The organism is Nonomuraea sp. IBHARD001 (assembly GCF_056106265.1).
The window spans coordinates 2,839,560-2,863,133 of the sequence record NZ_JBWBBW010000002.1; the positions used below are offsets into that span (position 1 = coordinate 2,839,560).

At 71.1% G+C, this 23,574-nt stretch carries 21 protein-coding genes; 13 read left to right on the plus strand and 8 right to left on the minus strand.

What is annotated here, in order from left to right:
* Window positions 1-10: 10 nt before the first annotated feature.
* Window positions 11-1,720 carry an amidohydrolase gene (locus ACTWNK_RS15130; protein WP_474304588.1) on the minus strand — a complete coding sequence of 570 codons (1,710 nt, stop codon included), beginning with the start codon at window positions 1,718-1,720 and terminating at the stop codon, window positions 11-13.
* A 95-nt stretch (window positions 1,721-1,815) separates the two neighbouring features.
* Here ACTWNK_RS15130 and ACTWNK_RS15135 point away from each other — a divergent pair, with 95 nt between their 5' ends.
* Entirely contained in the window at window positions 1,816-3,240 is a 1,425-nt protein-coding gene (locus ACTWNK_RS15135; protein ID WP_474304589.1) for an aminobutyraldehyde dehydrogenase, read from the plus strand.
* Between the two features lie 10 nt (window positions 3,241-3,250).
* On the opposite strand, the gene ACTWNK_RS15140 is transcribed toward ACTWNK_RS15135, so the two are convergent.
* From ACTWNK_RS15140 to ACTWNK_RS15155, 4 genes are all read right to left on the minus strand, one after another.
* Window positions 3,251-3,643, minus strand: coding sequence for a nuclear transport factor 2 family protein (locus ACTWNK_RS15140; protein ID WP_474304590.1), 393 nt, complete (start codon window positions 3,641-3,643; stop codon window positions 3,251-3,253).
* 128 nt (window positions 3,644-3,771) lie between these two features.
* Complete coding sequence (gene hpaE, locus ACTWNK_RS15145; RefSeq protein WP_474304591.1) at window positions 3,772-5,238, minus strand: 5-carboxymethyl-2-hydroxymuconate semialdehyde dehydrogenase; 1,467 nt, start codon at window positions 5,236-5,238, stop codon at window positions 3,772-3,774.
* Window positions 5,235-6,149, minus strand: coding sequence for a 4-hydroxy-tetrahydrodipicolinate synthase (gene dapA / locus ACTWNK_RS15150; RefSeq protein ID WP_474304592.1), 915 nt, complete (start codon window positions 6,147-6,149; stop codon window positions 5,235-5,237). Before dapA ends, hpaE begins: the two co-directional genes overlap by 4 nt.
* Window positions 6,150-6,276: 127 nt before the next feature.
* Window positions 6,277-7,728 (minus strand): fumarylacetoacetate hydrolase family protein, encoded by a 1,452-nt coding sequence (locus ACTWNK_RS15155; protein ID WP_474304593.1) that lies wholly within the window; start codon window positions 7,726-7,728, stop codon window positions 6,277-6,279.
* Window positions 7,729-7,979: 251 nt separating this feature from the next.
* On the opposite strand from ACTWNK_RS15155, the gene hpaD reads away from it, so the two are divergent.
* The 3 genes from hpaD (at window position 7,980) to ACTWNK_RS15170 (ending at window position 10,425) form a co-directional block, all read left to right on the plus strand.
* The gene (hpaD, locus tag ACTWNK_RS15160) at window positions 7,980-8,837 is read left to right on the plus strand and encodes a 3,4-dihydroxyphenylacetate 2,3-dioxygenase (RefSeq protein WP_474304594.1); all 858 of its coding nucleotides are present in this window, start codon (window positions 7,980-7,982) and stop codon (window positions 8,835-8,837) included.
* Between the two features lie 78 nt (window positions 8,838-8,915).
* A complete protein-coding gene (locus tag ACTWNK_RS15165) occupies window positions 8,916-9,644 on the plus strand; it encodes an alpha/beta fold hydrolase (protein ID WP_474304595.1) in 729 nt (242 codons plus the stop codon).
* A gap of 112 nt (window positions 9,645-9,756) precedes the next feature.
* Window positions 9,757-10,425 (plus strand): GntR family transcriptional regulator, encoded by a 669-nt coding sequence (locus ACTWNK_RS15170; protein ID WP_474304596.1) that lies wholly within the window; start codon window positions 9,757-9,759, stop codon window positions 10,423-10,425.
* 251 nt (window positions 10,426-10,676) lie between these two features.
* On the opposite strand, the gene ACTWNK_RS15175 is transcribed toward ACTWNK_RS15170, so the two are convergent.
* Together ACTWNK_RS15175 and ACTWNK_RS15180 are read right to left on the minus strand one after the other, a co-directional pair.
* The gene (locus tag ACTWNK_RS15175; protein ID WP_474304597.1) at window positions 10,677-11,411 is read right to left on the minus strand and encodes an SDR family NAD(P)-dependent oxidoreductase; all 735 of its coding nucleotides are present in this window, start codon (window positions 11,409-11,411) and stop codon (window positions 10,677-10,679) included.
* Entirely contained in the window at window positions 11,408-12,400 is a 993-nt protein-coding gene (locus tag ACTWNK_RS15180) for a methyltransferase (protein WP_474304598.1), read from the minus strand. Before ACTWNK_RS15180 ends, ACTWNK_RS15175 begins: the two co-directional genes overlap by 4 nt.
* 90 nt (window positions 12,401-12,490) lie before the next feature.
* Between ACTWNK_RS15180 and ACTWNK_RS15185 the strand changes: the two genes are divergently transcribed.
* On the plus strand, window positions 12,491-13,486 hold the full coding sequence (locus ACTWNK_RS15185) for an aldo/keto reductase (protein ID WP_474304599.1): 996 nt from the start codon (window positions 12,491-12,493) through the stop codon (window positions 13,484-13,486).
* A gap of 76 nt (window positions 13,487-13,562) precedes the next feature.
* On the opposite strand, the gene ACTWNK_RS15190 is transcribed toward ACTWNK_RS15185, so the two are convergent.
* Window positions 13,563-14,987 carry an amidohydrolase gene (locus tag ACTWNK_RS15190; RefSeq protein ID WP_474304600.1) on the minus strand — a complete coding sequence of 475 codons (1,425 nt, stop codon included), beginning with the start codon at window positions 14,985-14,987 and terminating at the stop codon, window positions 13,563-13,565.
* 205 nt (window positions 14,988-15,192) lie between these two features.
* On the opposite strand from ACTWNK_RS15190, the gene ACTWNK_RS15195 reads away from it, so the two are divergent.
* From ACTWNK_RS15195 to ACTWNK_RS15230, 8 genes are all read left to right on the plus strand, one after another.
* Window positions 15,193-16,020 carry an alpha/beta hydrolase gene (locus tag ACTWNK_RS15195; protein ID WP_474304601.1) on the plus strand — a complete coding sequence of 276 codons (828 nt, stop codon included), beginning with the start codon at window positions 15,193-15,195 and terminating at the stop codon, window positions 16,018-16,020.
* Entirely contained in the window at window positions 16,020-16,790 is a 771-nt protein-coding gene (locus tag ACTWNK_RS15200) for an ABC transporter ATP-binding protein (RefSeq protein ID WP_474304602.1), read from the plus strand. Before ACTWNK_RS15195 ends, ACTWNK_RS15200 begins: the two co-directional genes overlap by 1 nt.
* Window positions 16,787-18,535, plus strand: coding sequence for a branched-chain amino acid ABC transporter ATP-binding protein/permease (locus tag ACTWNK_RS15205; protein WP_474304603.1), 1,749 nt, complete (start codon window positions 16,787-16,789; stop codon window positions 18,533-18,535). Before ACTWNK_RS15200 ends, ACTWNK_RS15205 begins: the two co-directional genes overlap by 4 nt.
* A gap of 32 nt (window positions 18,536-18,567) precedes the next feature.
* Entirely contained in the window at window positions 18,568-19,722 is a 1,155-nt protein-coding gene (locus ACTWNK_RS15210) for an ABC transporter substrate-binding protein (protein ID WP_474304604.1), read from the plus strand.
* A 37-nt stretch (window positions 19,723-19,759) separates the two neighbouring features.
* Window positions 19,760-20,632: a branched-chain amino acid ABC transporter permease gene (locus ACTWNK_RS15215; protein ID WP_474304605.1), complete on the plus strand. Its 873-nt coding sequence runs from the start codon at window positions 19,760-19,762 to the stop codon at window positions 20,630-20,632.
* Between the two features lie 54 nt (window positions 20,633-20,686).
* The gene (locus tag ACTWNK_RS15220; protein WP_474304606.1) at window positions 20,687-21,796 is read left to right on the plus strand and encodes a zinc-binding dehydrogenase; all 1,110 of its coding nucleotides are present in this window, start codon (window positions 20,687-20,689) and stop codon (window positions 21,794-21,796) included.
* Window positions 21,797-21,825: 29 nt separating this feature from the next.
* A complete protein-coding gene (locus ACTWNK_RS15225; protein ID WP_474304607.1) occupies window positions 21,826-22,794 on the plus strand; it encodes an aldo/keto reductase in 969 nt (322 codons plus the stop codon).
* 92 nt (window positions 22,795-22,886) lie between these two features.
* Window positions 22,887-23,504, plus strand: a complete 618-nt coding sequence (locus ACTWNK_RS15230) for a DUF6461 domain-containing protein (protein WP_474304608.1) — start codon at window positions 22,887-22,889, stop codon at window positions 23,502-23,504.
* Window positions 23,505-23,574 lie beyond the last annotated feature (70 nt).

The following is a 23,574-nucleotide window of genomic DNA, read 5'->3' on the forward strand; positions in this document are numbered from 1 at the left end:
CGGCGGCGTCCTACCCGCTCTCGCCCAGCCGGTCGAAGACCGCCACGCCCTCCAGGAACGTCAGGTCGATCGGCACGCCCGGAATGTCGTGCGGGTCGACCTCCAGCAGGTCCCCGCCGAGCACGCACAGGTCGGCCACCATGCCCGGCTCGAGCGTGCCCTTCCACGACTCGGCGAAGTCCTGCCTGGCGGCGTTCACCGTGTAGGCGCGCAGGGCGCTGCTCAGCGGTACGCACTGGTCGGCGCCGCTGGCCCGGCCGGTGGCCTTGGACTCGCGCAGCATCATCGCGCTGACGCCCTGACGCCAGTTCGGCTCGGTGATGGGGGCGTCGGAGCTCGCGCACACGCTGACCCCGGCGCGTTCGGCCGAGCGGACCGGCCACTGGTAGGCCGAGCGCTCCAGGCCGACGACCTCGTCCATCAGGTCGGCGATCGTCCACTTGATGGCGGGCTGCATGTTGACGCCGTAGCCGTGCTCGGCCAGCGTCTTCAGGGCCTGCGGCGAGACGAAGTCGCCGTGGATGACGTAGTGCCTGGCGTCGGGCCTCGGATGTGCGGCGGTGGCGGCTGCGAACGCCTCCACGACCGCGTCGATGCCCCTGTCACCGGTGACGTGCACGCCGAGCTGGTGCCCGGCCGCGTGCGCGACCCTGATCATCTCCACCAGCTCGGCGTGCTGGGTGGCGAGGTCGGCCCCGTGCACACACAGCGCACCGTGCCCGCCCGACGGATACGGCTCGTGCATCCAGGCCGTCTCGTTGGGCGGCACCCCGTCGGCGAACATCTTCACGCCGATCACCGCGAGCCTGGCCGGGTCGATGCCGTCGGGCAGCCCGAGCCCGTCGAGTCCGGACACGACGTCGGCCGCCGAGCCGCCCATGGGCGCGGGCAGCAGCAGCACGCGCACCCGCGCGGCCAGCTCGCCGGCCTGGGCGAGTTCGACGTAGGCGGTGAGCGTCTCGGTGGACAGCCCGCCGCCGAGTATCTGCGTGCCGCCGGGCCCGAGTCCCGGCTCGGTGTAGCTGGTGATGCCCTCGGCGTGCAGCGCGGACACCGCCGACAGGATGGCGGCCTTGCGCTCGGCCACGGTGGCGGGCGGGATGAGGTCCTGGATCAGCGCCTGGGCGCTCTCCTTCAGCACGCCGGTCGGCTCGCCGTGCTCGTCGGTCTCGATGACGCCGCCCGCCGGTGCGACGGTGTCGCGGGTGATGCCGGCCAGGGCGAGTGCGGCGGAGTTGACCCACATCATGTGGCCGGAGAAGTCGGTCAGGCTGACCGGGTGCCCGGCGCTCGCCGCGTCGAGGTCGGCGCGGTGCGGGGTGCGGGCGGCGTCGGCCTTGCACTCGGCCAGGTAGCCGACGTCCCAGCCGAGTCCGGTGATCCACTCGCCGGGCGGCGTGGTCGCGGCGGCCTGCCGTACCGAGGTGGTGATGTCGGCGATGGAGTGGACGGCCGGGAAGCCGACGGCCAGGGCGTAGGGCGGGCGGGTCAGGGCCCAGGCGGCGGCGTGCAGGTGGGAGTCGTTGATACCGGGCAGCAGGGTGCGGCCCGCGAGGTCGAGCACGCGGGTGCCCGGCCCGGCCAGGGCGCGTATGTCCTCGTCCGAGCCGGTGGCCAGGACGCGTCCGTCGCGTACGGCGAGCGCCTGTGCGGTGGTGAAGGCGGCGTCGAGCGTGAGGACCACGCCGCCGGTGAGGATCAGGTCCGCTGTGTCGGACATCGTGCTCCCTTTCGAGTTCCATGCCCTGTGGCTTGACCGGCCAAATGAGCCGGTCCTATCGTTTGGGTCCAAACAGTAATGGCGAGAGGACCCCCGTGGACGTGTTTCGCAACCTGATCGACGGCGAGAGCCGCGACCCCTCGGGCGGTCGCTGGAGCGAGCTGACCGACCCCGCCACCGGCCAGGTGTACGGCAGGGCGGCGCTGTCGGAGCCCGAGGACGTCGAGGCCGCCGTGCTGGCGGCGAGCCGGGCGGCCGTGACCTGGCGCAGGACCACACCCGCCGCCAGGCAGGAGCTGCTGCTGCGCCTGGCCGACCTGGTCGACGAGCACGCAGGCGAGCTGACCGCCGCCGAGGTGCGCGCCACCGGCAAGCCCGTCGCCCTGGCCGGGAGCGTCGACGTGGCGGGCGCCTCCGACGCCCTGCGCTACTTCGCCGGAGCCGCCCGTGTCCTGGAGGGCATCGCGGCCACCGAGTACACCCAGGGCCACACCTCCTTCGTCAGGCGCGAGCCGATCGGCGTCGTCGCGCAGATCACGCCGTGGAACTACCCGCTGATGATGGCCGCCTGGAAGCTCGGTCCCGCGCTCGCCGCCGGTGACACCGTCGTGCTCAAGCCCGCCGACACCACGCCCGGCTCCACCGTGCTGCTGGCCGCGCTGTGCGCCCGGGTGCTGCCGCCCGGCGTGGTCAACGTCGTGCTCGGCGACCGCGAGAGCGGCAAGGCCCTGGTCGCCCATCCCGGCGTCGAACTGGTCGCGCTGACCGGCTCCACGCGGGCGGGCGCCGAGGTCATGCGCTCGGCCGCCGACGGGCTCAAGGACGTGCACCTGGAGCTCGGCGGCAAGGCCCCGGCCCTGGTGTTCGCCGACGCCGACCCGGTCGCGACCGCCGGGGGCGTGGCCGAGGCCGCCTTCTTCAACGCCGGTCAGGACTGCACCGCCGTCACCCGCGTCCTCGTCGAGCGGGCCGCGCACGACGCCTTCGTGACGGCGCTGGCCGAGGCCGCGACCGCACTGGCCGTGGGCGACCCGCACGAGGACGGCGTCTTCATGGGGCCGGTCAACAACGCCGCCCAGGCCGAACGCGTCCAGGGCTTCCTCGACCGCCTGCCCGCCCACGCCGAGGTCGTCGCGGGCGGACGGCGCCTGGAGCGTCCCGGGTACTTCTTCGCGCCCACCGTGGTGGCCGGGCTGCGCCAGGACGACGAACTGGTCCAGCAGGAGGTGTTCGGGCCCGTGCTCGCCGTCCAGGTGTTCGACACCGAGCAGGAGGCGCTCGACCTGGCCAACGGCGTGGAGTACGCGCTGGCGGCCAGCGTCTGGACCCGCGACGTCGGCAGGGCGATGCGGCTCAGCGCGGCGCTCGACTTCGGCGCCGTGTGGGTCAACTGCCACCAGGTGATCAGGCCCGAGCTGCCGCACGGCGGGTTCAAGCAGTCCGGCACCGGCAAGGACCTGTCCAGGTACGGCCTTGAGGCCTACACCAGGATCAAGCACGTGATGATCGCCCACAGCTGAGCTTCCCGGGTCAGGGGAGCAGGGCCTGCTGCACCAGAGCGGTGTCGCAGAACTGCTCGAACCGGACGGCGACCCCGTCCGCGCAGTCCCACACGTGGGTGAACCTGACCGAGATGGCCTTGCCCGTCGCCTTGTACACGCCGGTGTAGACGCCGATCACCACGATCGTGTCGCCGCCGTCGACATAGCGGTCGGGCACGGCCTGGAAGTCGTCCCACTCGCCGCCGAGCCGCTTGAACACACCGTCGAGCACGCCGTCCGGGCCGGTGTAGGTCCCCGCGTACGGGAAGCCCGCCATCTCGGTCCACTGGGCGTCCGGCCCGAGCAGCGACAGCAGCCCGCCCACGTCGCCTGCCGCCGACGCCTCGTAGGACCCGCGTACCGCGTCGAGGTTCTTGCTCATCGTCACACCACTCCTGCTCGTTGGTCTTCGGGGGAAAAGCCGGGGAATCCTCGCGGGAAACACCGCGGAAAAGGGGAAACGGCCGGTCCCCGGGCAGGGGAGGAATGAGCCCGGGGACCGGCCGCGGATCAGGCGGCGCCGAAGCGCGGGATGGGCAGGTCCTCGGTGGCCAGGTGCACGATGTGCGACTCGGTGTAGACGTCGATGCTGTGCTTGCCGCCCTCGCGGCCGAGACCGCTGGCCTTGACCCCGCCGAACGGGGTACGCAGGTCGCGCACGTTCTGGGAGTTGACCCACAACATGCCGGCCTCGATGGACTGGGCCAGGCGGTGCGTGCGGCGCAGGTCGTTGGTCCACAGGTAGGCGGCCAGGCCGTACTTGGTGGAGTTGGCCAGCTCCAGCGCCTGCTTCTCGTCGCTGAAGGGCGTCACGCAGACGACGGGGCCGAAGATCTCCTCCTGGAAGATGCGCATGTCCGGCGTGACGTCGGCGAAGACCGTGGCCGCCAGGAAGTTGCCCTCGGGCAGGTGGTCGGGGCGGACGCCGCCGGCCACCAGCCTGGCGCCCTCCTCCTGGCCGATGCGCACGTAGTCCATGACCCGCTCGTAGTGCTCGGGGTGGATGAGCGCGCCGAGTTCGGTGCCGGGGTCGCCCGGGGCGCCGACGCGGATCCTGGAGGCGCGCTCGGCCAGCCTGGCCACGAAGTCGTCATAGATCGTGTCCTGCACCAGGACACGCGAGCTGGCCGTGCAACGCTCACCGTTGAGCGAGAACACGCCGAACACCGCGGCGTCCAAGGCACGCTCCAGATCGGCGTCGTCGAACACCACGAGCGGCGACTTGCCGCCCAGCTCCATCGACAAGGTCTTCAACTGGGCCGCGGCGTTGCCCATGATGATGCGTCCCGTGCCGCTCTCGCCGGTGAAGGAGATGACGGGCACGTCGGGGTGGGCCACCAGGGCGGCTCCCGCGTCCTCGCCGATGCCGTGCACGATGTTGAACACACCGCGCGGCAGCCCGGCCTCCTCCATGATCTCGGGGAGCAGGCTGGCCGACAGCGGCGACCACTCGGCGGGCTTCAGCACCACGGGGCAGCCGGCCGCGAGCGCGGGGGCCAGCTTCCACGTCTCCAGCATGAACGGGGTGTTCCACGGCGTGATCAGACCGGCCACGCCGACGGGCTTGCGCACCACGTAGTTGAGCTGCGCCGAGCCGACCCTGAAGACGTCCTCGCCGAGCGTGGTGATGACGTCGGCGAAGAAGCGGAAGTTGTGCGCCGCCCGCCGGGCCTGGCCGCGCGCCTGGGTGATCGGCAGGCCGGTGTCACGGCACTCGAGCTCGGCGATCTGCTCGTCGCGCGCCTCGATCGCGGCGCCGATCGCCCGCAGCACGGTGGCGCGCTCGTCGGCAGACATCCTCGGCCAGGGGCCGTCGGTGAAGGCCCTGCGCGCCGCCGCGACCGCCGCGTCGACGTCCTCGGGGCCGCCCGCCGAGACGGTCAGGTACGGGGTGTTGGTCGCGGGCTCAAGAGCGTCGAAGCTCGCTCCCGACCGGCTCGGCACGTGCTCGCCGTCGATGTAGTGCAGGACGTTCATCGGGCGACCTCCTCACTCTTGGCCAGCAGTTCACTCACCCGCGAGACGCCGGCCTCGGTCAGCGGGATCAACGGGGGACGGACGTGGTCTGCGGCGATGAGCCCGCGCTGGTGCAGGACCCACTTGGCCGGAGCCGGGTTGGTCTCCACGAACAGCAGCTCGACCAGGGGGTGCAACGCGTAGTGCAGTTCGATCGCACGCTCGGTGTCACCGGAGGTGTAGGCCTCGTACATCTGGGCCACGGCGGCTGGGGCCAGGTTGGCCGCGGCGCTGACGAAGCCGATGCCGCCGATGGCCAGCAGCGGCAGGCACAGCAGCTCGATGCCCGACCACATGAGGAAGTCGCGCCCGCACAGGTTCAGCACGTGCGAGAAGTGCTCGAAGTCCTTGGTGGTCTCCTTGATGCCGACCACGTTGGAGTGCGCGCGGCGCAGCCTGGCGACGGTCTCGGGCGCGATGTCGACGGCCGTGCGTGAGGGCACGTTGTAGATGACGATCGGCAGCGCGGGGAACTCGCTCGCCACCGCCGAGTACCACTGGAACAGGGCCTCCTGGGTGGGCCTGGCGTAGTACGGGGTGATGACGAGGGCGGCGTCGGCGCCGAGGCGCTCGGCCGCCGCGGTCAGCTCCAGCGTCTCGTCGAGCTTGGCCGACCCGGTACCGGGCAGGAACGGCACCAGGTCGGCGGTCTCGGCGGCGACCGCGGCCATGGCCGCGATCCGCTCGGCCACGCTCTGCGCCCCCGGCTCACCGGTGGAGCCACCCGTGGAGATGCCGTGCGAGCCCTGGGCGAGCTGCCAGCGCACCAGAGCGCGCAGCGACTCCTCGTCGAGCTCGCCCTGGGCGGTGAACGGCGTCACCACCGGGGCGATGGACCCTCGGATGGTCGCCGGATCCGAGCGGTATTTCATGAGATCTCTCCTTGGGGCGAAGGCCTGAGGAACTGCGGCGAGAGGAACGCCGGGGGAGGGGAGCAGGTCTGGGGCGGCGCGGTCTGGGGAGGCGCGGCCTGGGGAGGCGCGGCCTGGAACACGGGGCTCATCGGTCGGCCCGCCATTCGTCATAGGCCTCGCGCCAGGTGGCGCCGAGCGGGTAGAGGCCCTCGATGGAGGCGCCCTCGCCGACCCGCTCGTAGATGAAGCGCTCCTCGTCCTCCTGCCGGGCTGCGTCGCGGGCGATCTCGGCCGCGAGCTGCGGCGGGATCACCACGACGCCTTCGCCGTCGCCGACCAGCACGTCGCCGGGCCGTACGAGGACGCCGCCGCAGGCGACGGGGAGCTGGGAGTCCATGGGCACGTGGCGGCGGCCGAGCACGGCGGCGTGGGTGCTGCCGTAGTAGACGGGCAGGCCGAGCTCGGAGAAGGAGGGGCTGTCGCGCAGGCCGCCGTCGGTGATGACACCGGCCGCGCCCCTGCGCAGGGCCCGCAGCGCCAGGATGTCGCCGATGGTGCCCGAGCCGTGCTCGCCGCGCGCGTCGATGACCAGCACCTCGCCGGGGCCGATCTCCTCGACCGTGCGCTTCTGCGCGTTCATCCCGTTGCCGATCTCGGCGAAGACGTCCTCGCGCAGCGGCAGGTAGCGCAGCGTCCTGGCCACGCCGACCATGCGCAGGTCGGGCCTGGCCGGACGCACGCCTTCGATGAAGTGGTGGTCGATGCCGCGCTTGCGCAGCTGGGAGGAGAGCGTGGCGGTGGAGACCGAGCGCAGCAGCGCCGCCGTCTCCTCCTCCAGCGCCGCCGCCTGCTTCTTGGGCTCGGCCCCGGCCGCGCCCTTGGCCGCGTTGGCCTCGGTCGCGTTGCCGTAGGCGGCGGCCCTGGTGGCGGCGTCGGTCCTGGGCTGCACGCCGTAGGAGGGCAGGGCGTCGTCGGCGGCGACGACCGTGTTGCGCAGCCTGGCGCCGCCGTTGAGCTCGACCTCGACGACGTCGCCCGGCTCGACGACGGTGGAGCCGGCGGGGGTGCCGGTGAGGATGAGGTCGCCCGGCTCCAGCGTCATCAGCCGCGACAGGTCGGCGATCAGCAGGTCGAAGCCGAACAGCAGCTCGTCGGTCCCGGCGTCCTGGACGAGCTCGCCGTTGACATAGGCTCGCAGCCTGAGCTGAGCGGGGTCGACCCCGGTCAGCAGCTCGGGCCCGACGGGGGTGAATCCGTCCTGGCCCTTGGCCCGCAGGTTGGAGCCGAGATCGGCGTGCTTGAAGTCGTAGACGCCGAAGTCGTTGGCGGTGGTGTATCCGGCGACGTAGTCGAGCGCGCCGTCGACGGGGACGGCGTGCGCGCGCTTCCCGATCACGATGGCGATCTCTCCTTCGAAGGCGAGCAACTCGCACCCCTGGGGCCTGACCACGGTCTGTCCACTCCACGACAGCGAGGTCGCGGGCTTGAGGAAGTACGAGGGCACGGCCGGGGTGCGGCCTCGCTCGGCGGCCCGGCTGCGGTAGTTGAGGTGGACCGCGATGATCTTCCCGGGTGCGAGTCCGAGCGGGTGCGGCATGTCTTCCCCCCGTCTGAATCGTATATGACATCATCGATGATAACGGATTGATCATGCAGGTGCTATAGACAAAAATATTCGGCTTCATACATGATTTGACGTGTCCGCTGGAGACGCCTGTCCGTACGGCGCCCGGCGCGACACCTCGGCCGCGGGCGCCCGGTGCGTGACGGGCGGCACCCCCTGCAGGCCCGACGCGAGAGGATCGGCGAAATGATCCGTACCTGTTCTCACCAGCGAGGAGCCCGTTCATGGGTGAGGTAGTGCTGGCCGCGAAGATCACACATGTGCCGTCCATCTGGCTGTCCATCCAGCCTGGCAAGCACTTCGGCATCCGCCGCGCGGCAGAGCTGGCTTTGGCCGAGATCGGCCGCAGGGCCAAGGAGCGAGAGGTGGACACCTACCTCGTCGCCGACACCCACTGGATGAACAGCATCGGCTTCCACGTCAACGGCAAGGAGCGCCACCAGGACTCCTACGCCAGTCACGAGCTGCCGCACTTCATCCACGACCTGGAGTACGACTACCCGGGCGACGCCGAACTGGCCGAACTGGTCCGCGAGGAGATCGCGGCCGGCGGCCAGAAGGCCATGCTGCACACCTACAAGGACCTCGGCCTCGAATACGCCACGCTGGTCCCGATGTACTTCATGAACGCCGGGTCGACCATCAGGGTGCTGCCGATCGGCTGCAACATCTACTCCACCATCGACGAGAACCGCCGCATCGGCGAGGCCCTGCTGCGCGCCGTACGGCGGAGCGACCGCAGGGTGGCCTTCCTGGCCAGCGGATCGCTCTCGCATGCCTTCCCGCCCAACGAGATCGCCGAGTCGTTGCTCAACGACGTCAGCAGCGAGATCAACAAGCAGGTCGACCTGGCGGTGCTGGAGATGTGGAACGAGGGCAGGATCGGGGAGTTCCTCGACATGCTTCCCGACTACAACAAGCGCTGTCTCGGCGAGGGCGCGATGGCCGACACGGCGATGCTGTTCGGACTGCTCGGCTGGCGCGACTACCAGGGCAAAGGCGAGCAGTTGTGTCCCTACTTCGGGAGCAGTGGCACGGGTCAGGTGGTGACGGAGTTTCCTGTGTTGAAAGACACGGTCTGAGGGGAAACGTGACCACTCTTGCCACCGTAAGATACGATCTGAAATCGTATGCGAAAACGGTTGTGAAGGGTGCACCTGATGGTGGAACGAAGCGGCCTCGCCGTACGTACGTACAGACCTGAACAGCCGGACGGTGAGCCGCCTGTGCTGCTCCTGCACGGCTTCGCCTCCGACGGGGAGCGCGACTGGGCCGCGACCGGTCTGGTGGCGGCGCTGACGGCCGCCGGCCGTACGGTGCTCGTGCCCGACCTGCCGGGGCACGGGGCCAGCCCGGCGCCCGAGAGCGTGGCGCAGGCCGGAGCGGGCGCCATCGCGCGCTCGCTCGCCGCCCTGGTCGAAGGGCCTTTCGATGTGGTGGGCTACTCGCTCGGCGCCCGGCTGACCTGGGCCCTGGCCGAGGAGGCGCCCGAGCGGGTGCGCCGGGTGGTGCTGGGCGGGCTCAGCCCGTTCGAGCCGTTCGCGGCCGTCGACCCGCAGGCGTTGCGGCTGGCCGTCACCGACGGCGTGCAGCCGGAGGACCCGCTGACCGGCATGATCGCCTCGGTGCTGGCCTCGGCGGGTGATCGCGCCGCCGATCTGCTGGTCGTGGTCGAGGGCCTGCGCGAGACGCCGTTCGAGCCCACGGGATGGCCCACCGCCCAGGCGCCCGTCTTCGTCGCCGGTCGTGAAGACATGATGTCGGCCGGAATCGAGCGTATCGTCGAGGTCGCGGGCGGGGCCGAACTGGTCATGGTCGACGGCGACCACCACGGAGCCCTCTCCGGCGCGCAACTGCGTGACGTCGTGGTGAAAGCGATCGTAAAGTGATCGTTCAAGAGGCGGAACCGCAGTCCGTCGCCGCTCATCGGCCAGGTGCCGCGGCGGGCGAGCCGGGCGACCCGGCAGATATGAGGGGACCGCGGGGAGTGAGGGGACATTGGTGAGCGCCACGAAGAGGCCCGTCCGGGCCAAGACCTCCAAGGCCGAGCTGAGCTACGACCTTCTGCGCTCGCGCATCCTGGACGGCACCTACGGCCCCGGATACCGGCTGGTCATGGACCAGCTCGCCAGGGAGACCGGCGTCAGCACGATCCCGCTGCGCGAGGCGCTGCGGCGGCTGCAGTCCGACGGGCTGGTCGAGGTGGTGCGCAACATCGGCGCACGCGTCGCGGTGTTCGACTCCACCCAGGTGGAGCACTCCCTTCAGGTGCTGGCCAGGCTGGAGGGCTATGCCACCGCCATCTCGGCCCCGCACATGAGCGCCGACCACGTCGCGCTCTCGCGGGAGATCAACACGCGGATGGTCGGGGCGCTCGAGGAGTTCGACCCGGCCGCCTTCACCGCGCTCAACCGGCGATTCCACTTCTCCATCTACCAGCACTGCCCGGATGACCATCTGCGGGCCTTACTGGAGTCGGAGTGGGCCAGGCTCGACCACATGCGGCGCTCGAGTTTCAGCTACGTGCCGGGACGGGCGCGGCGCTCGGTCGAGGAGCACGAGCGGCTGCTTGAGCTGATCGAGACGGGCGCCGACGCCCACGAGATCGAGAAGGTCGCCTGCGCGCACAAGATCGCGACGGCTGACGCGCTGCACCAGGCGCACGTCTGATTCTCCCGCTTCTCCGGCCGGGACCCCGATCCCGGCCGGTCACGGACAGAGGCCCGGTTGGTCACGACCCCTCGTGAGCAACCGGGCCTCTGTTGTCTCCGGTGACCTGTCCCGGGTGCGACGCCGTACGCGCCGACGACGTCGCGACCGATCACCGGAGGGCACAGGGTGTGACTGGTGCCCGCCGCCGCGGCCGGGGGGGCGGCCGCGGCGGCGGGGGCTTGACGCCGGTCCCCGCGGGGATCGGCGGGTCAGACCAGCAGCTGGCCGCCGTCGACCTGGACCACGGTGCCGGTGATGTGCCTGGCGTCGGCCGAGGCGAGGAAGAGCACCAGCGGTGTGAGGTCGCGGGTCTCGGCGATGCGGCCGAGCGGGATGCGCGACAGCCAGCCCTGCGCGGCGGCCGGGTCGTCCAGCAGGCCCGCCGTCATCGGGGTGTGCACAGGGCCGGGCGCCACGCCGTTGACGCGGATGCCGTGCCCGGCGAGCTCGATGGCCGCGGTCCTGGTCAGGGCGTCGACTCCGGCCTTGGTCGCCTCGTAGTGGCCGAGGCCGGGCGTGGGCTGGCGGGCGCCGATCGAGCTGATGTTGACCACGGCCCCGCCCTGGCCCGCCTCGATCATCTGGGCCGCCGCGGCCCGCGTGACGAGGAACGTGCCGCGCAGGTTCACCGCGACCACCTTGTCGAAGATCTCGACGGGCAGGTCGGTCAGCGGGCCGCCTCCGGCCACGATCCCGGCATTGTTCACCAGGACCTCGACCGGGCCGAGCAGCCGTGCGGTGTTGGCGAGCGCCGCCGCGACCGAGTCGGCGTCGGTGACGTCGACGGTGAGCGCGGTCGCCTTGATGTCGGCCGCGGTCGCGATGGCGGCCTCGGTGTCGACGTCGGCGACGACCACCCGGTCACCGGCCTCGGCGAAGGCGGTGGCGACCGCCTTGCCGATGCCGCTGGCGGCGCCGGTCACGAAGACGACACGGCCGCTCATCGGGCCTCCGCCACGATGACACGCGGGCTGCCGGGCAGCGAGCGGGTCTCGACCGGCTCCCAGCCCGCCTCGCGCAGCCAGGCCCGCACCTCGGCCTCGGGGTAGACGACGGTGCCGTCGATGACGAGGTACTCGGCCGCGTGCAGGGCGTCGATCGCGCGCTGCTCGGGGTCCTCGTCGAGGAAGAAGTCGAGCAGCAGCAGCGTCGCACCCGGCGCGGCGGCGGCGCGTGCCTGCTGGGCGATGCGCAGGTTGTCGGCGGCGTCGTAGCGGTGGGCCACGTGCTCGAGCAGCACCAGGTCGAACCCGCCGGGCACCTCGCCGGTCAGCGGGTCGCCCTGCACGATCTCCACCCGGTCGCCGACGCCGGCCTGGTCGAGCACGCCCTGCGCGTGACCGACGAGCTCGCCGCCCGAGTAGAAGACGCCCGTCAGGCCGGGCGCGGCCTTCAGACCCTCGGCCAGGAACGAGCCGGACAGGCCGCCCAGGTCGATCGCGCGCTCGTGCTTGCCGAAGTCGTAGACGTCGGCGAGCATCGTGGCGTGCAGCGCGTTGTAGGTCATCACGCCGTTCAGGAAGACGCCCATCCGGTCACCGCTCAGGTCGAGCTGACCCGGCTTGGCGGTGCGTGCGGTGGCGCCGAAGCCCAGCCAGTGCCCGTAGCTGATGGTGTCGAGGAAGGCCAGGAACGGCCGCAGGTCGACATCGTCGCCTGAGCCTGCCAGGTAACGCGTGGTGGAAGGGGTGTTGGCGTAGCGGCCATCGGTCCTGGTCAGCAGGCCGAGCCCGGCCATCGCGTCCGACAGGATCAACGCGGTGCGCTCGGGCAGGCCGGTGCCCGCCGCGACCTCGGCCGCGCTCTTGGGGCCGTCGGCGAGGGCGGCGAAGATGCCGGCCTCGGCCGCGGTGAAGAGCTGCTTGGCGGCCATGTAACCGATAGCCACGTCAACGATCCGCTCGGGACCGGCGTTCTCGGGGTGAGACGACATGTGGTGCTCTCCTTGAATACCAAACGGTATGGGGAATGCTATACGATTTGTCGCGCCCGGACCAGATCCCGCACACCCCTGGAGGTCACGGTGGCAGACACCGGCCAGATCCCCCGACGCAGGCTCGGCGCGAACGGCCCGGAGGTCCCCGTCTTCGGCCTCGGTTCCTGGAACACCTGGGACCGCATGGAGTTCGCCGACGCCGTCTCCCTCATCGCGGAGGCCGCCTCGCGCGGTCTCAACCTCTTCGACGTCGCCCACTACAACTTCGGGCCGCACGCGGAGAACGCCGTCACCGACGTCATCTTCGGCAAGGCCGTCAAGGAAGCCGGGCTGAGCAGGCAGGACTACCTGCTGTGCGGCAAGCTCTGGCTGTGGGAGTACTCGGCCGTCTCCTTCGCCTCCCAGCTCGGCGTCGCACTGGAGCGCGTCGGCACCGACCACGCCGACTTCGTGGTGGCGGGCGACTTCATGACCGACCTCGACGTACGGCAGGTCGTCGCCGACGTGGCCGAACTCGTCGCGGCCGGGAGGTTCGCGCACTGGGGCGTCAACAACTGGTCGGCCGCCGACCTGCGCCTGGCCATCGAGTTCGCCCGGGCCGAAGGGCTGACGCCGCCGTCGTTCGCCCAGCTCAAGTACAGCCTGGCCAGGCGTTCGGTGCCCGAGGGCGAGCCGTACGGGCGGCTGTTCGAGGAGTTCGGGCTCGGGCTGCAGGCCTCCGACGTGTTCGAGGGCGGCATCCTGGCGGGCAACGCCCACCCGCAGCGCAAGATCGGCGCCGACCCGGGCGGGATCCGCGAGGCGATCAGGGAGTCCTACCCGGAGGTGGAGCGCATCGCCGCCGAGTTCGGCGCCACGCCCGCCCAGCTGGCCATCGCCTTCACGCTGACCCATCCCGCCGCGGCGTCGGTGCTGTTCGGGGCCAGCAGGGCGGCCCAGCTCGCGGAGAACCTGGGCGCGCTCGACCTGCTGGAGCGCAGCGGCGCCGACCTGCGCGAGCGGATCGGCGAGCGGCTGTGGATCGACAGGGGAGTCGTCGACCCCTCGGCCTCGTGGGGCACCGACGCTCCCGCCCAGGCCTGAAGACGCCCTCGGGCCGGACGCGAGCGGCGTCCGGCCCGAGGAGCACGACCCCGAGGAGCACGACTGTGTCAGGCCGCTAGGCCTCGTGCACGACCCTGCCGCCGACCAGCGTCATCAGCACGGGCAGCTCGGTCAGCGCGGACGGCTCGACGCCGAGCAGGTCGCCGCCGAGCACACACAGGTCGGCCACCTTGCCCACCTCGATCGAGCCCTTCCACTCCTGTGCGCCGTCCTGCCACGCGGGGGTGACGGTGTAGCCGCGCAACGCCTCCGACACCGCCAGGCGCTGGGCCTTGCCGCGCTCGTCGCCGTCGAGGCCGCCCCTGGTGACGGCGGCGGCCAGCCCGGCACGCCAGTCGGGGGTCAGCACGGGGGAGTCGGAGCTCAGGCTGAGCCGTACGCCCGCGTTCAGCGCGTCGCGCACGGGCCAGGCCTGGTCAAGGGCGCCTTCGCCCAGGGCGCCCGCCAGCATGCCGGAGGTGGCGGCGGCGATGCCGGGCTGGGTGTTGAGCCCGATGCCGGCCTCGGCCATGGCGGCCAGGGTGGCCGGGCTCAGCAGGTCGCCGTGGATGAGGTAGTGCCTCGCGTCCCGCCCGTCGCGCGCCTGCGCCTTGGCCAGGGCGGCCGTGACCTCGGCGGTCGCCCTTCCCCCTGTGGTGTGCACGCCGATCTGGTGCCCGGCGTCGTGCGCCGCGTCGATCATCGCCACCAGGGCGGCGAGCCGGTCGCCGCCGGGCATCGGCTCGACCAGCAGGTCGCCGTAGCCGCCGTCGGCGTAGGGCACGTCGCTCCAGGCCGAGCCCATGGGCGGGATGCCGTCGGCGAAGATCTTGACACCCTTCACCTCGAACCAGCCGGGCACGTCGGCCGGAGGCGAGAACGAGCGCAGCCCCTCCAGCAGCGCGGGCAGCGTGCTGGGCCCGTCCAGCGCGCCGAACAGCAGCAGCGCGCTCACCCGTGCGCTCAGCAGCCCCTCGGCCGCGAGGTCGGCATAGTCGGCCAGCGCACCGGAGGCGAAGCAGCCCGTCGGCCCGTCGTCCTCGCCCGGCCCGAGGCCGGGTTCGGTGTAGCTGGTCACGCCGAGCGCGGCCAGCAGCCCCGCCGTACGCAGGATGGCGGCCCTGCGGTCGGCCGAGTCCTTGAGGCCGGAGGCGCCGGGTGCGGGGGCGTGCGGGTCGGCTCCCGGGGCGAGCTGATCCATGAGGAAGTGCGGCCACATCGAACCGAGCCACACACCGTGCAGATGGGAGTCGTTGATGCCGGGAAGCACTGAGCCGCCGCGCAGCGGCACGACCCTGGTGCCGGGGCCGATCAGGGGGCTGACCTCGGCATCGCTTCCCACACGGGCGATGCGGCCGTCGCGTACGGCCACGGACTGCGCCAGGGTGTCGTGGGCGTCGACGGTGTGTACGCGTCCGCCGCTCAGCACCAGGTCCGCGGGAGTCGGGTCATCCGTGCATACGTTGCGCAACATCTTCTTCTTCGCTCTAGACAGGCTCATTTGGGTCCGCATAACGTACACGGAATCGGATACGATTTGCGAGTGCCTGACCGTGAGCGAAGGCACCGGGCAATCGGAGGTAATCATGCCCCTGCATCCCGAGGCGCAAAGAATCATTGACAACGCCCCCAGCGTCGAGGTGCCCGGTGAGGCCGTGGGGTTCGACGCTCAGGCGATGCGCGAGGGTTTTAGCCAATCTTGGACGATGCCCGACGAGCTTCAGCCCGTCGCAGAGGTGAAGGACAGCACGCTGCCGGGTCCGGCGGGAGACATCCCGATCAGGATCTACCGGCCCGAGGGCGTTGGCCCCTTCCCCGCCCTGGTCTGGTTCCACGGCGGAGGCTGGACGATCGGCACGCTGGACGAGAACGAGGTGTCGTGCCGGGCGGTCTGCGCCGGGGCCGAGGCCGTCGTGGTCTCGGTCGACTACCGTCTCGCGCCGGAGAACCCCTACCCGGCGGCGGCCGACGACTGCCTGGCCGCCCTGCGGTGGGTGCACGCGAGCGCGGCAGAGCTCGGCGTCGACCCCGCGAGGATCACGGTCGGCGGTGAGAGCGCGGGCGGCAACCTGGCCGCCGTCGTCTCCCTGCGCGCTCGCGACCTCGGCGGCCCGCCGGTGGCGCTGCAGCTGCTGGTCTCGCCGGTGGTCGGGCATCCCCAGGACGGTTTCGCCTCCTATGCCGACTTTGCCGAGGGGTACTTCCTGTCCAAGGACAGTATGGACTGGTTCTTCACCCAATACCCCAGAGATGTGGCCGATTTGACCGATCCGTATCTGCTCCCGTTGCGAGCACAGGACCTGAGCGGCCTGCCTCCGGCCGTGGTGCTCGGCGCCGAGTACGACGTCCTGCGCGACGAGGGCGAGGAGTACGCCCGCCGCATGGCCGAGGCCGGAGTGCCGGTCGACCTGGTGCGCTACCCCGGACTCATCCACGGTTTCTTCGGCCTGCTGTCCACCGAGCTGTCCGATTCGCGGCTGGCCCACGAGCACGCCATCGCGGCCATCCGCGCCACAGGTAAAGAGCAGGCGTGATGAGCACCCCCACCACCCCCATCCTCAGCACCCGCAACCTGTCCATCAACAGGGGCGAACTCCCCGTCGTGCACGACGTCAGCCTCGACGTCGCCCAGGGCGCGGTCACCGTACTGCTCGGCGCCAACGGCGCGGGCAAGACCACCCTGATGGACGGCATCGCCGGCCTCGCGCCCGCCAAGGGCGAGATCGTCCTCGGCGGCCAGGCCGTCGAGAAGCTGCCCACCCACCGCAGGGCCAAGGCCGGACTCGGCTACGTCGAGCAGTCGCGCACCGTGTTCCGCACGCTGAGCGTCGAGCAGAACCTCCTGGTCGCCCAGAGCGGTGAAGGCGACCCCGCCACGGTCTTCCGGCTCTTCCCCGAGCTGGACAAGCGCCGCAACCTCCAGGCCGGGCACCTGTCGGGCGGCGAGCAGCAGATGCTCGTCGTCGGCCGGGCGCTCGTGGCCGACCCCAAGGTCGTCCTCATCGACGAGATGTCGCTCGGCCTCGCCCCCGTCGTCGTCGGACGCCTGCTGAAGGCGGTCACCGACCTCGTCGGGCTCGGCATCGCCGTCCTGCTCATCGAGCAGTTCGCCAACCTCGCCCTGGAGATCGGCACCGACGCCTACGTCCTGCGCAAGGGCCGTGTCGTCTTCTCCGGGCCCTGTTCCGAGCTGCGCGAGAACGAGCAACTCCTGCACGAGTACTACTTTGGGCCCCTACCGGGCCACGACCCCGGGGCCACCGTCGACGACGAGGCCGCCGAGGCAGAAAGCGAAACGCGATGAAGCTCCTCGACCTGCGGGCCACGGGTCTCGGCGTCGCCGGGGCCGTCCTGGCCTGTGTGCTGCTCCCCATGCTGTTGTCGTCGTACTGGCTCTACCTTGCCATTACCGCCGTCGTCAGCGCCGTCATCATGCAAAGCTACGGCGTGATCATCGGCAGGGCCGGCGTGATGTCGCTGTGCCAGATGTCGTTCGCCGCCATCGGCGCCTGGGTCGTCATGCGGCTCAACCTGGCCGACGCGCCCGGCGGGTTCCTGCTGTGGCTGCTCATCGGCGGTCTGGCCGCCGTGCCCATCGGCGTGGCGATCGGCCTGCCCGCGCTGCGCATCCGCGGCGTCAACCTGGCCGTGGTGACGTTCGGCTTCGCGGTGTCGGCCGACATCGTGCTCAACGCCAACGAGTTCCCCGGCACCAGCGAGCTCAAGACGCTGGTACGCCCCTCGTTCTTCGCCACCAACCAGCGCTACTTCATCCTCGTCGTCGCGGTCTTCGTGCTGCTGGCCATCGGCCTGAGCGTGCTCAGCCGTACCAGGCTCGGTATGTCGTGGCTGGAGCTGCGTCACTCCGAGCGCGCGGCGGCGGCGCACGGCATCTCCGTGCCCAAGGCCAAGCTCGCCGCCTTCGCCATCAGCGCCTTCATCGCCGGCATCGGCGGCGGCCTGATGGCCGGGCAGCTCGGACTGGTCGTGCCCGGCAACTTCGCGATGGGACAGTCGCTCGCGCTGTTCGCCATGGCCATCCTCATCGGGCCGCACAACCCCGAGGGCGCGCTCATGGGCGGCGTTTTCGGCGCCGTCATGGCCACGCTCATGGAGAAACTGCGCCTGCCGCAGGACCTGGGCGGCATGCTGTTCGGCGTGATCGCGATCTTCGCCCTGCGCAGCGGCGTCAGCCAGACCGACTTCACCCGGGCCCGCAAGCGCGAACGCGCCGCCAGGCCCCTGCTGGAGAAGGCCGCCGAAACCGCCGCCGAGCAGGCCACGGCCGAGCCTGAGCCGCCCGTGCAGCCCCCCGCGCCACGCCCCTCGACCGGCAAGCCCGCCCTGGCCGTCCGCGGCCTCACGGTGAAGTACGGCGAGGTCGTCGCGCTGGACAAGGTCGACATCACCGTCCCCGAAGGCGCCGTCGTCGGGCTCATCGGGCCCAACGGCGCGGGCAAGTCCACGGTGATCGCCGCGGTGTGCGGGTTCATCCAGGGCTACGAGGGCTCGATCGAACTGTCCGGCGCCTCGATGGACGGGCTGCGGCCCAGCGTCAGGGCCAGGCGCGGGCTGCGCCGCACCTTCCAGACGACGGTCATCGCGCCCGAGCTCACCCAGTACGAGTACCTCACGATCGGCGCGGGCCGCAGGCTCGGCAAGAGCGAGGCCGACGAACTCCTGGAGTTCTTCGGCTGTCCTCCCGGTCAGGTGCCCGTCTCCATCGTCGACGCCGGCACGCGCAGGCTGCTCGACGTGGCCGCCGCCATCGCGGCCAAGCCTCAGGTCGCACTGCTGGACGAGCCCGCAGCCGGGCAGTCGGCCGCCGAATCCCTCCGCCTCGCCGCCCGCCTCGCCGAGGCGCCGGCCAGGTTCGGAGTCTCGATCCTTCTTGTGGAGCACGACATGGAACTGGTCAGGGCAGCCTGCCGGCAAGTGACCGTGCTCGACTTCGGCCATGTCATCGCCTCAGGGCCGGCGGGGCAGGTTCTCGACGATCCTGCCGTCAGGGCCGCCTACCTGGGCGCGGCCGACGTCCCAGCCATCTGAAACCCACCACCCCCCAGACGAAGGAAGCTCACATGAAGCGTTCGTACCTGGCAGTCGCTACAGCCGCGGTGCTCGTCCTCGCCACCGCCGCCTGTGCGGAGGACGGCGGATCGAGCACCGGAGCCATCAAAGTGGGCTCCATCAACGGCATCACGGGCCTGTTCCAGACCCCGGAGGTGCCGCAGGCGGTCAAGGCCGTCTTCGACGAGGTCAACGCGGCGGGCGGCATCAACGGCCGCAAGATCGAGTTGATCACCAAGGACGACGCGATGAACCCGCAGCGCTCCACCGAGGCGGCGCTCGAGCTCATCGAGTCCGAGCAGGTCGTCGCGCTCGTCGGATCCTCGAGCGCGGTCGACTGCGGCCTCAACCGGGCCACCTATGGCAACAACGGCATCGTGTCCATCCCGGCGATCGGCGTCGACCCCGCCTGCTTCACCAGCCCGAACATCGCGCCGGTCAACCCCGGCCCGTTCAAGCTGATCACCGCGAACCTGTACTACGCCTCCGAGACGCTCGGGCACGACAAGGTGTGCATGTACTACACCGTCCTGCCCGGCAGCGGCGGCGGCATCGACGCCTCCATCAAGGAGTGGACCGAGCTGACCGGCAAGACGCTGACGGTCAAGGACACCTCGGTCGGCGAGGGTGACCCCACCCCCTACCTCGTCAAGGCCAAGAGCTCCGGCTGTCAGGCCATCCTGTACAACGCCCAGGTCGGCCCCTGGTTCGCCCAGGCCAAGACGCAGGGCATGCAGGACGTCGACTTCATCATGGCGGCCAACGCCTACACCGACGCCAACGCCGAGGTCATCCCCGACGGCATGAACGTCTACGCGGGCACCGAGTGGCAGCCGTACACCGACGAGACCCTGCCGGGCAACGCCCGCTGGGCCAGGATCGTCGACGCCAACAAGATCCAGAAGACGGCGTTCAGCCAGGGCGCGGTCATGGCCGCCGACATCTTCGTGCAGGTGCTGAAGACCATCAAGGGCGACATCACCCGCGAGTCGGTCACCAACGCCTTCAAGACGATGCAGCCCATCACCTACCCCATGGTCGGCACGCCTTACGTCTTCGGCCCCGGCAACCAGCACAACCCCATCCAGGGAAGCCGCTTCGTCAAGGTCGTGGGCGGCAAGTGGCAGGTCCTTCCCGAGGGCTTCATCGTCCCCGGCAAGAACTGACCATCCACCGCACCACCGCACCACCAGGAGGACCACGATGGTGAACTCGATCGTCGCCGGGCTGACGAGCGGAGGCGTCTACGCGCTGCTCGGCCTGTGCGTCGTGCTGACCTACCGGCTCGTCGCCGTGGTCAACTTCGCCATGGCAGCCGTCGGTACCATGGGCGCCTTCGTCATGGTGGCGCTCGCCGACGCCGGCGTGAGTGTATGGCTGGCGCTGCCGCTCGGCGTGATCGCCTCAGGTGCGCTGTCGGCGCTGCTCGGAGCCGCGCTCGTGCGCTGGTTCGGGGAGCACGACGAGCGCACCAAGGCGGCCGTCACCGTCGGCGTGTACGTCGCGCTCATGGCGATCGGCCTGCGCTTGTTCGGCAGCACCACCACCGGCGCCCGCCGCTTCCCCGCCCCCTTCGACGGACCCGCGTTCACCGTGGGCGGGGTGGTGGTGCCGACCTCGGTGCTCGTCTCGCTCGCCTTCGCGGTCCTCATCACGGTGGGCGTGGAGGTCACGCTGCGCCGCAGCCTGCTCGGCCTGCGCCTGCAGGCGCTTTCGGAGAGGCCGGCCACCGCCCAGGTGGTCGGCATCCCCGCCCCCCGTCTGGCCATCGGCGTGTGGGCCGCCATCGGAGCGATCACCGCACTGGTGATCCTCCTGGTGGCCCCCCGCCTGGGCGGGGACTTCTCCACCCTCGGCAGGCTGATCACGACCGCCCTGGCCGTCGCCATGGTCGGCGCGTTCCGCAGCCTGCCGCTCACCCTCGCGGGCGGCCTGCTCCTGGGCTGCCTCGAAGGCCTGGCGTCCTCGATGAGCGCGATCCAGCAGTACCGGGGGATCGTCCCGTTCCTCGTGATCCTCGTGCTGCTGTGGTGGCGCAGCCGCAACGAGATCTGGGACACCGCGCACAGCCGATGACACGCTGACGAACCTGTCCACCCCCAGGCAGTTCAGATCGGAGACAGAGCACTCATGCCCCTTCCCACCTCGACCAAGGCCGCCGTCCTGCGCGTCCACGGCGCGCCGCTCACACTGGAGCAACTGCCGCTGCCGGACAAGGTCGAGCCAGGCGCCGCGCTCGTCCAGGTACGCTGCGCGACCCTGTGCGCCACCGACGTCCACCTGTGGAGCGGCTCCATGTCGCTCCCGGACATGCTGCCGCTCGTGCTCGGCCACGAGATGGTCGGCCTCGTGGTCGCCGTCGGACCGGGCACCCTCGACACCCTCGGCAGGGAACTGCGCGTCGGTGACAGGATCGGCTGGTCGGAGTCGGTGTGCGGACGCTGCTACGGCTGCACGGTCCTGCGCACCCCCGTCGCCTGCCATGACAGGGGCTACGGCTTCCGCCAGCGCGCCGACCGCCATCCGTACGCGACGGCGGGGCTCGCCGAGTACAACTACGTCACGCCGGGCGCGCTGAAGGTCATCCTGCCCGACGACGTCGAGGACGCCTGGGCCGCCGCCGCCGGATGCGCGGTCAAGACCGTGCTGCACGCCTACGACCGCGCCGGAGGCGTCAGGCCCGGCTCGACCGTGCTCGTCCAGGGTGCGGGCGCGCTCGGCCTGGTCGCCACCGCCGTGGCCAAGGTCAGCGGCGCGGGACGCGTCATCACGATCGGCGCGCCCCGTGAGCGGCTGGAGCTCGCCCACCAGTTCGGCGCCGACACCACCATCGGCCTCGACGGCACCCCCGGCGACCGCGTCGCGGCCGTCCTGCGGGCGACCCAGGGCCGTGGCGCCGAACTCGTGCTCGACATGGCGGGCGCGGCGGGCGTCGGCTCCGAGGCCGTCGACATGGCCGCCTGGGGCGGCACGTTCGTCGTCGTCGGCAGCACCGGGCCGCTGCCCGAGGCCATCCCGCTCGGCACCGTCATGGGCAAGGAGCTGAACGTGCTCGGCTCGCTCAACGGCGATGTCGCCGACTACTACAGGGCCGTGGAGTTCCTGCGGACCTTCCGCGACAGGTTCGACTGGAACGCACTGTTCAGCGAGCCGGTCGGCCTCGGCGAGGCTTCGGCCGCGCTGGCGTCGATGTCGAAGCTGGAGCAGGTCAAGGCCGTCATCCACCCCTGGAAGCCCTAGCCTCCGCTCCTGCCTCCTCAAGGAGAGACATGACCGAGTCAACCACCGTCGTGCCACGGCGCAGGATCGGGACCCACGGTCCCGAGGCCTCCGTGCTGTCGCTCGGCTCGTGGCACACCTACGACCGCATGGACTTCGCCGACAGCGTCGCCATGATCCGCCACGCCGTCGACCTGGGCGTCAACCTGTTCGACGTCGGCGTGTACGGCATGCCGGGGCACCCGCCGGTGTTCACCGATGTGATCTTCTCGGCGATCGTGCGGGCGGCCGGGCTGGCCAGGGCGGACTACCTGCTGTCGGTCAAGCTGTGGCTGGAGCCCTATCCCGAGGTCTCGCTGCGCGATCAGTTGGAGCGTGCTCTGTTCCGCGTGGGCGCCGAGCACGCCGACGTCGTCGTACTCGGCGACATCCGGCGCACCGACCTCGACCTGCGCACCCTGGCCGAAGACCTGGGCGAGCTGGAGTCCAAGGGGCTCATCGGCTGCTGGGGCGTCAACAACTGGTCGGCCACCGCCGTACGCACCGTGCGCGACCACGCCCGCGCCGCGGGCTCGCCCGGGCCGCAGCTGGCCCAGCTCAAGTACGGCCCGTGCCGCCGCTCCATCGCCGACGGGGAGCCGTTCGCCGCGCTGTTCGCCGAAGGCCTGTCACTGCAGGCCTCCGACGTGCTCGAAGGCGGCATCCTCGCCGGGAAGGGCTCGCCCGGTCGTGAGATCGGCCGCGACCCCGGAGGCGTACGCGCCAAGATCGTCGATGCCGTCGACGGCATCGCGGGCGTCGCCGCCGAGCTCGGGACCACGCCCGCGCAGCTCAGCATCGCCTTCGCGCTCAGCCACCCGTCGCTGGCCACCGTCCTGTTCGGGGCCAGCCGGATGGAGCAGCTCGTCGCCAATGTCGGCGCCATCGAGCTGCTGGAGCGCGTGGGCGCCGAGCAGGTGCGCTCGCTGCTGGAGCCGTACTGGGCGGACAAGGACGTCGTGGACCCAGAAGGGCCATGACACGTGCCGGGGGCCTCACGGGTCGCTCCCCGTGAGGCCCCCGACCGCAAGGCCCCGCCCCACAGGGCAGGGCGCGCGAAAGGGGGGTATCGATGAACGAGCCGAACGCCACCGACTACCTGTGGTTCGAGGAGTTCGCCGACGAGCTGAACGAACGAGGCTTCTGCTTCGCCTTCGTGGCAGGGCCCACGCCTGACGAGGTACTGCGCAGGCTCCGGGTCAACGGCAGAGGCCAGGCCAGACCCGACGACCTGATGGGCCGCATCGAGATCGGCGCGGCCGAGTCCGGCTCGGTGCTGATCCACGTGGGCGGCTACGCCGGAGTGATCCGCGACGCGGTGAGCGAGCTGTCCGCCGGGGGTTGCCTGGCGATCGTGCAACGCAGTCCGGAACTGTACGCCCGTTTCATCCACGCGGTCGACGGCGAGGTGGTCACCGGGCTCGACCCGGTCTTCGCCGACGAACCCCGCTGGGGGAGCGGCCCCGACCTGCTCCTGGACGACCTGACCGACCTCGGCCTCATCGGCGCGGAGCCGTCCGAGCAGCGCATCGACTGCCACCGGGCCATCCGGGCCGCCTTCGCGTTGGCCGAGCGGTGCACCGGGGTACGCCTGGAGCCTCGCCATCTGCGGGGGCCTTTGCCGCACGCGGCCTCGGTGGCGCACCTGCACGACCTGCGCGACGGGTTGCCACCGGCGCTGGCGTACTGAGCCCCGCGTAGCGCTCCACTCCTGGGAAGGTGGCCCGACCCACCGGCCCTTGGGGGAGTGGGGGCGTTTG

Bases quoted from the DNA above. Each gene is read 5' to 3' on its own strand.
- ACTWNK_RS15130 (WP_474304588.1), bottom strand. From the start codon at position 1,720: ATGTCCGACACAGCGGACCTGATCCTCACCGGCGGCGTGGTCCTCACG.
- ACTWNK_RS15140 (WP_474304590.1), bottom strand. From the start codon at position 3,643: ATGAGCAAGAACCTCGACGCGGTACGCGGGTCCTACGAGGCGTCGGCG.
- hpaE (WP_474304591.1), bottom strand. From the start codon at position 5,238: ATGAACGTCCTGCACTACATCGACGGCGAGCACGTGCCGAGCCGGTCG.
- dapA (WP_474304592.1), bottom strand. From the start codon at position 6,149: ATGAAATACCGCTCGGATCCGGCGACCATCCGAGGGTCCATCGCCCCG.
- ACTWNK_RS15155 (WP_474304593.1), bottom strand. From the start codon at position 7,728: ATGCCGCACCCGCTCGGACTCGCACCCGGGAAGATCATCGCGGTCCAC.
- hpaD (WP_474304594.1), top strand. From the start codon at position 7,980: ATGGGTGAGGTAGTGCTGGCCGCGAAGATCACACATGTGCCGTCCATC.
- ACTWNK_RS15165 (WP_474304595.1), top strand. From the start codon at position 8,916: ATGGTGGAACGAAGCGGCCTCGCCGTACGTACGTACAGACCTGAACAG.
- ACTWNK_RS15175 (WP_474304597.1), bottom strand. From the start codon at position 11,411: ATGAGCGGCCGTGTCGTCTTCGTGACCGGCGCCGCCAGCGGCATCGGC.
- ACTWNK_RS15180 (WP_474304598.1), bottom strand. From the start codon at position 12,400: ATGTCGTCTCACCCCGAGAACGCCGGTCCCGAGCGGATCGTTGACGTG.
- ACTWNK_RS15190 (WP_474304600.1), bottom strand. From the start codon at position 14,987: ATGAGCCTGTCTAGAGCGAAGAAGAAGATGTTGCGCAACGTATGCACG.
- ACTWNK_RS15195 (WP_474304601.1), top strand. From the start codon at position 15,193: ATGCCCGACGAGCTTCAGCCCGTCGCAGAGGTGAAGGACAGCACGCTG.
- ACTWNK_RS15200 (WP_474304602.1), top strand. From the start codon at position 16,020: ATGAGCACCCCCACCACCCCCATCCTCAGCACCCGCAACCTGTCCATC.
- ACTWNK_RS15205 (WP_474304603.1), top strand. From the start codon at position 16,787: ATGAAGCTCCTCGACCTGCGGGCCACGGGTCTCGGCGTCGCCGGGGCC.
- ACTWNK_RS15210 (WP_474304604.1), top strand. From the start codon at position 18,568: ATGAAGCGTTCGTACCTGGCAGTCGCTACAGCCGCGGTGCTCGTCCTC.
- ACTWNK_RS15215 (WP_474304605.1), top strand. From the start codon at position 19,760: ATGGTGAACTCGATCGTCGCCGGGCTGACGAGCGGAGGCGTCTACGCG.
- ACTWNK_RS15220 (WP_474304606.1), top strand. From the start codon at position 20,687: ATGCCCCTTCCCACCTCGACCAAGGCCGCCGTCCTGCGCGTCCACGGC.
- ACTWNK_RS15225 (WP_474304607.1), top strand. From the start codon at position 21,826: ATGACCGAGTCAACCACCGTCGTGCCACGGCGCAGGATCGGGACCCAC.
- ACTWNK_RS15230 (WP_474304608.1), top strand. From the start codon at position 22,887: ATGAACGAGCCGAACGCCACCGACTACCTGTGGTTCGAGGAGTTCGCC.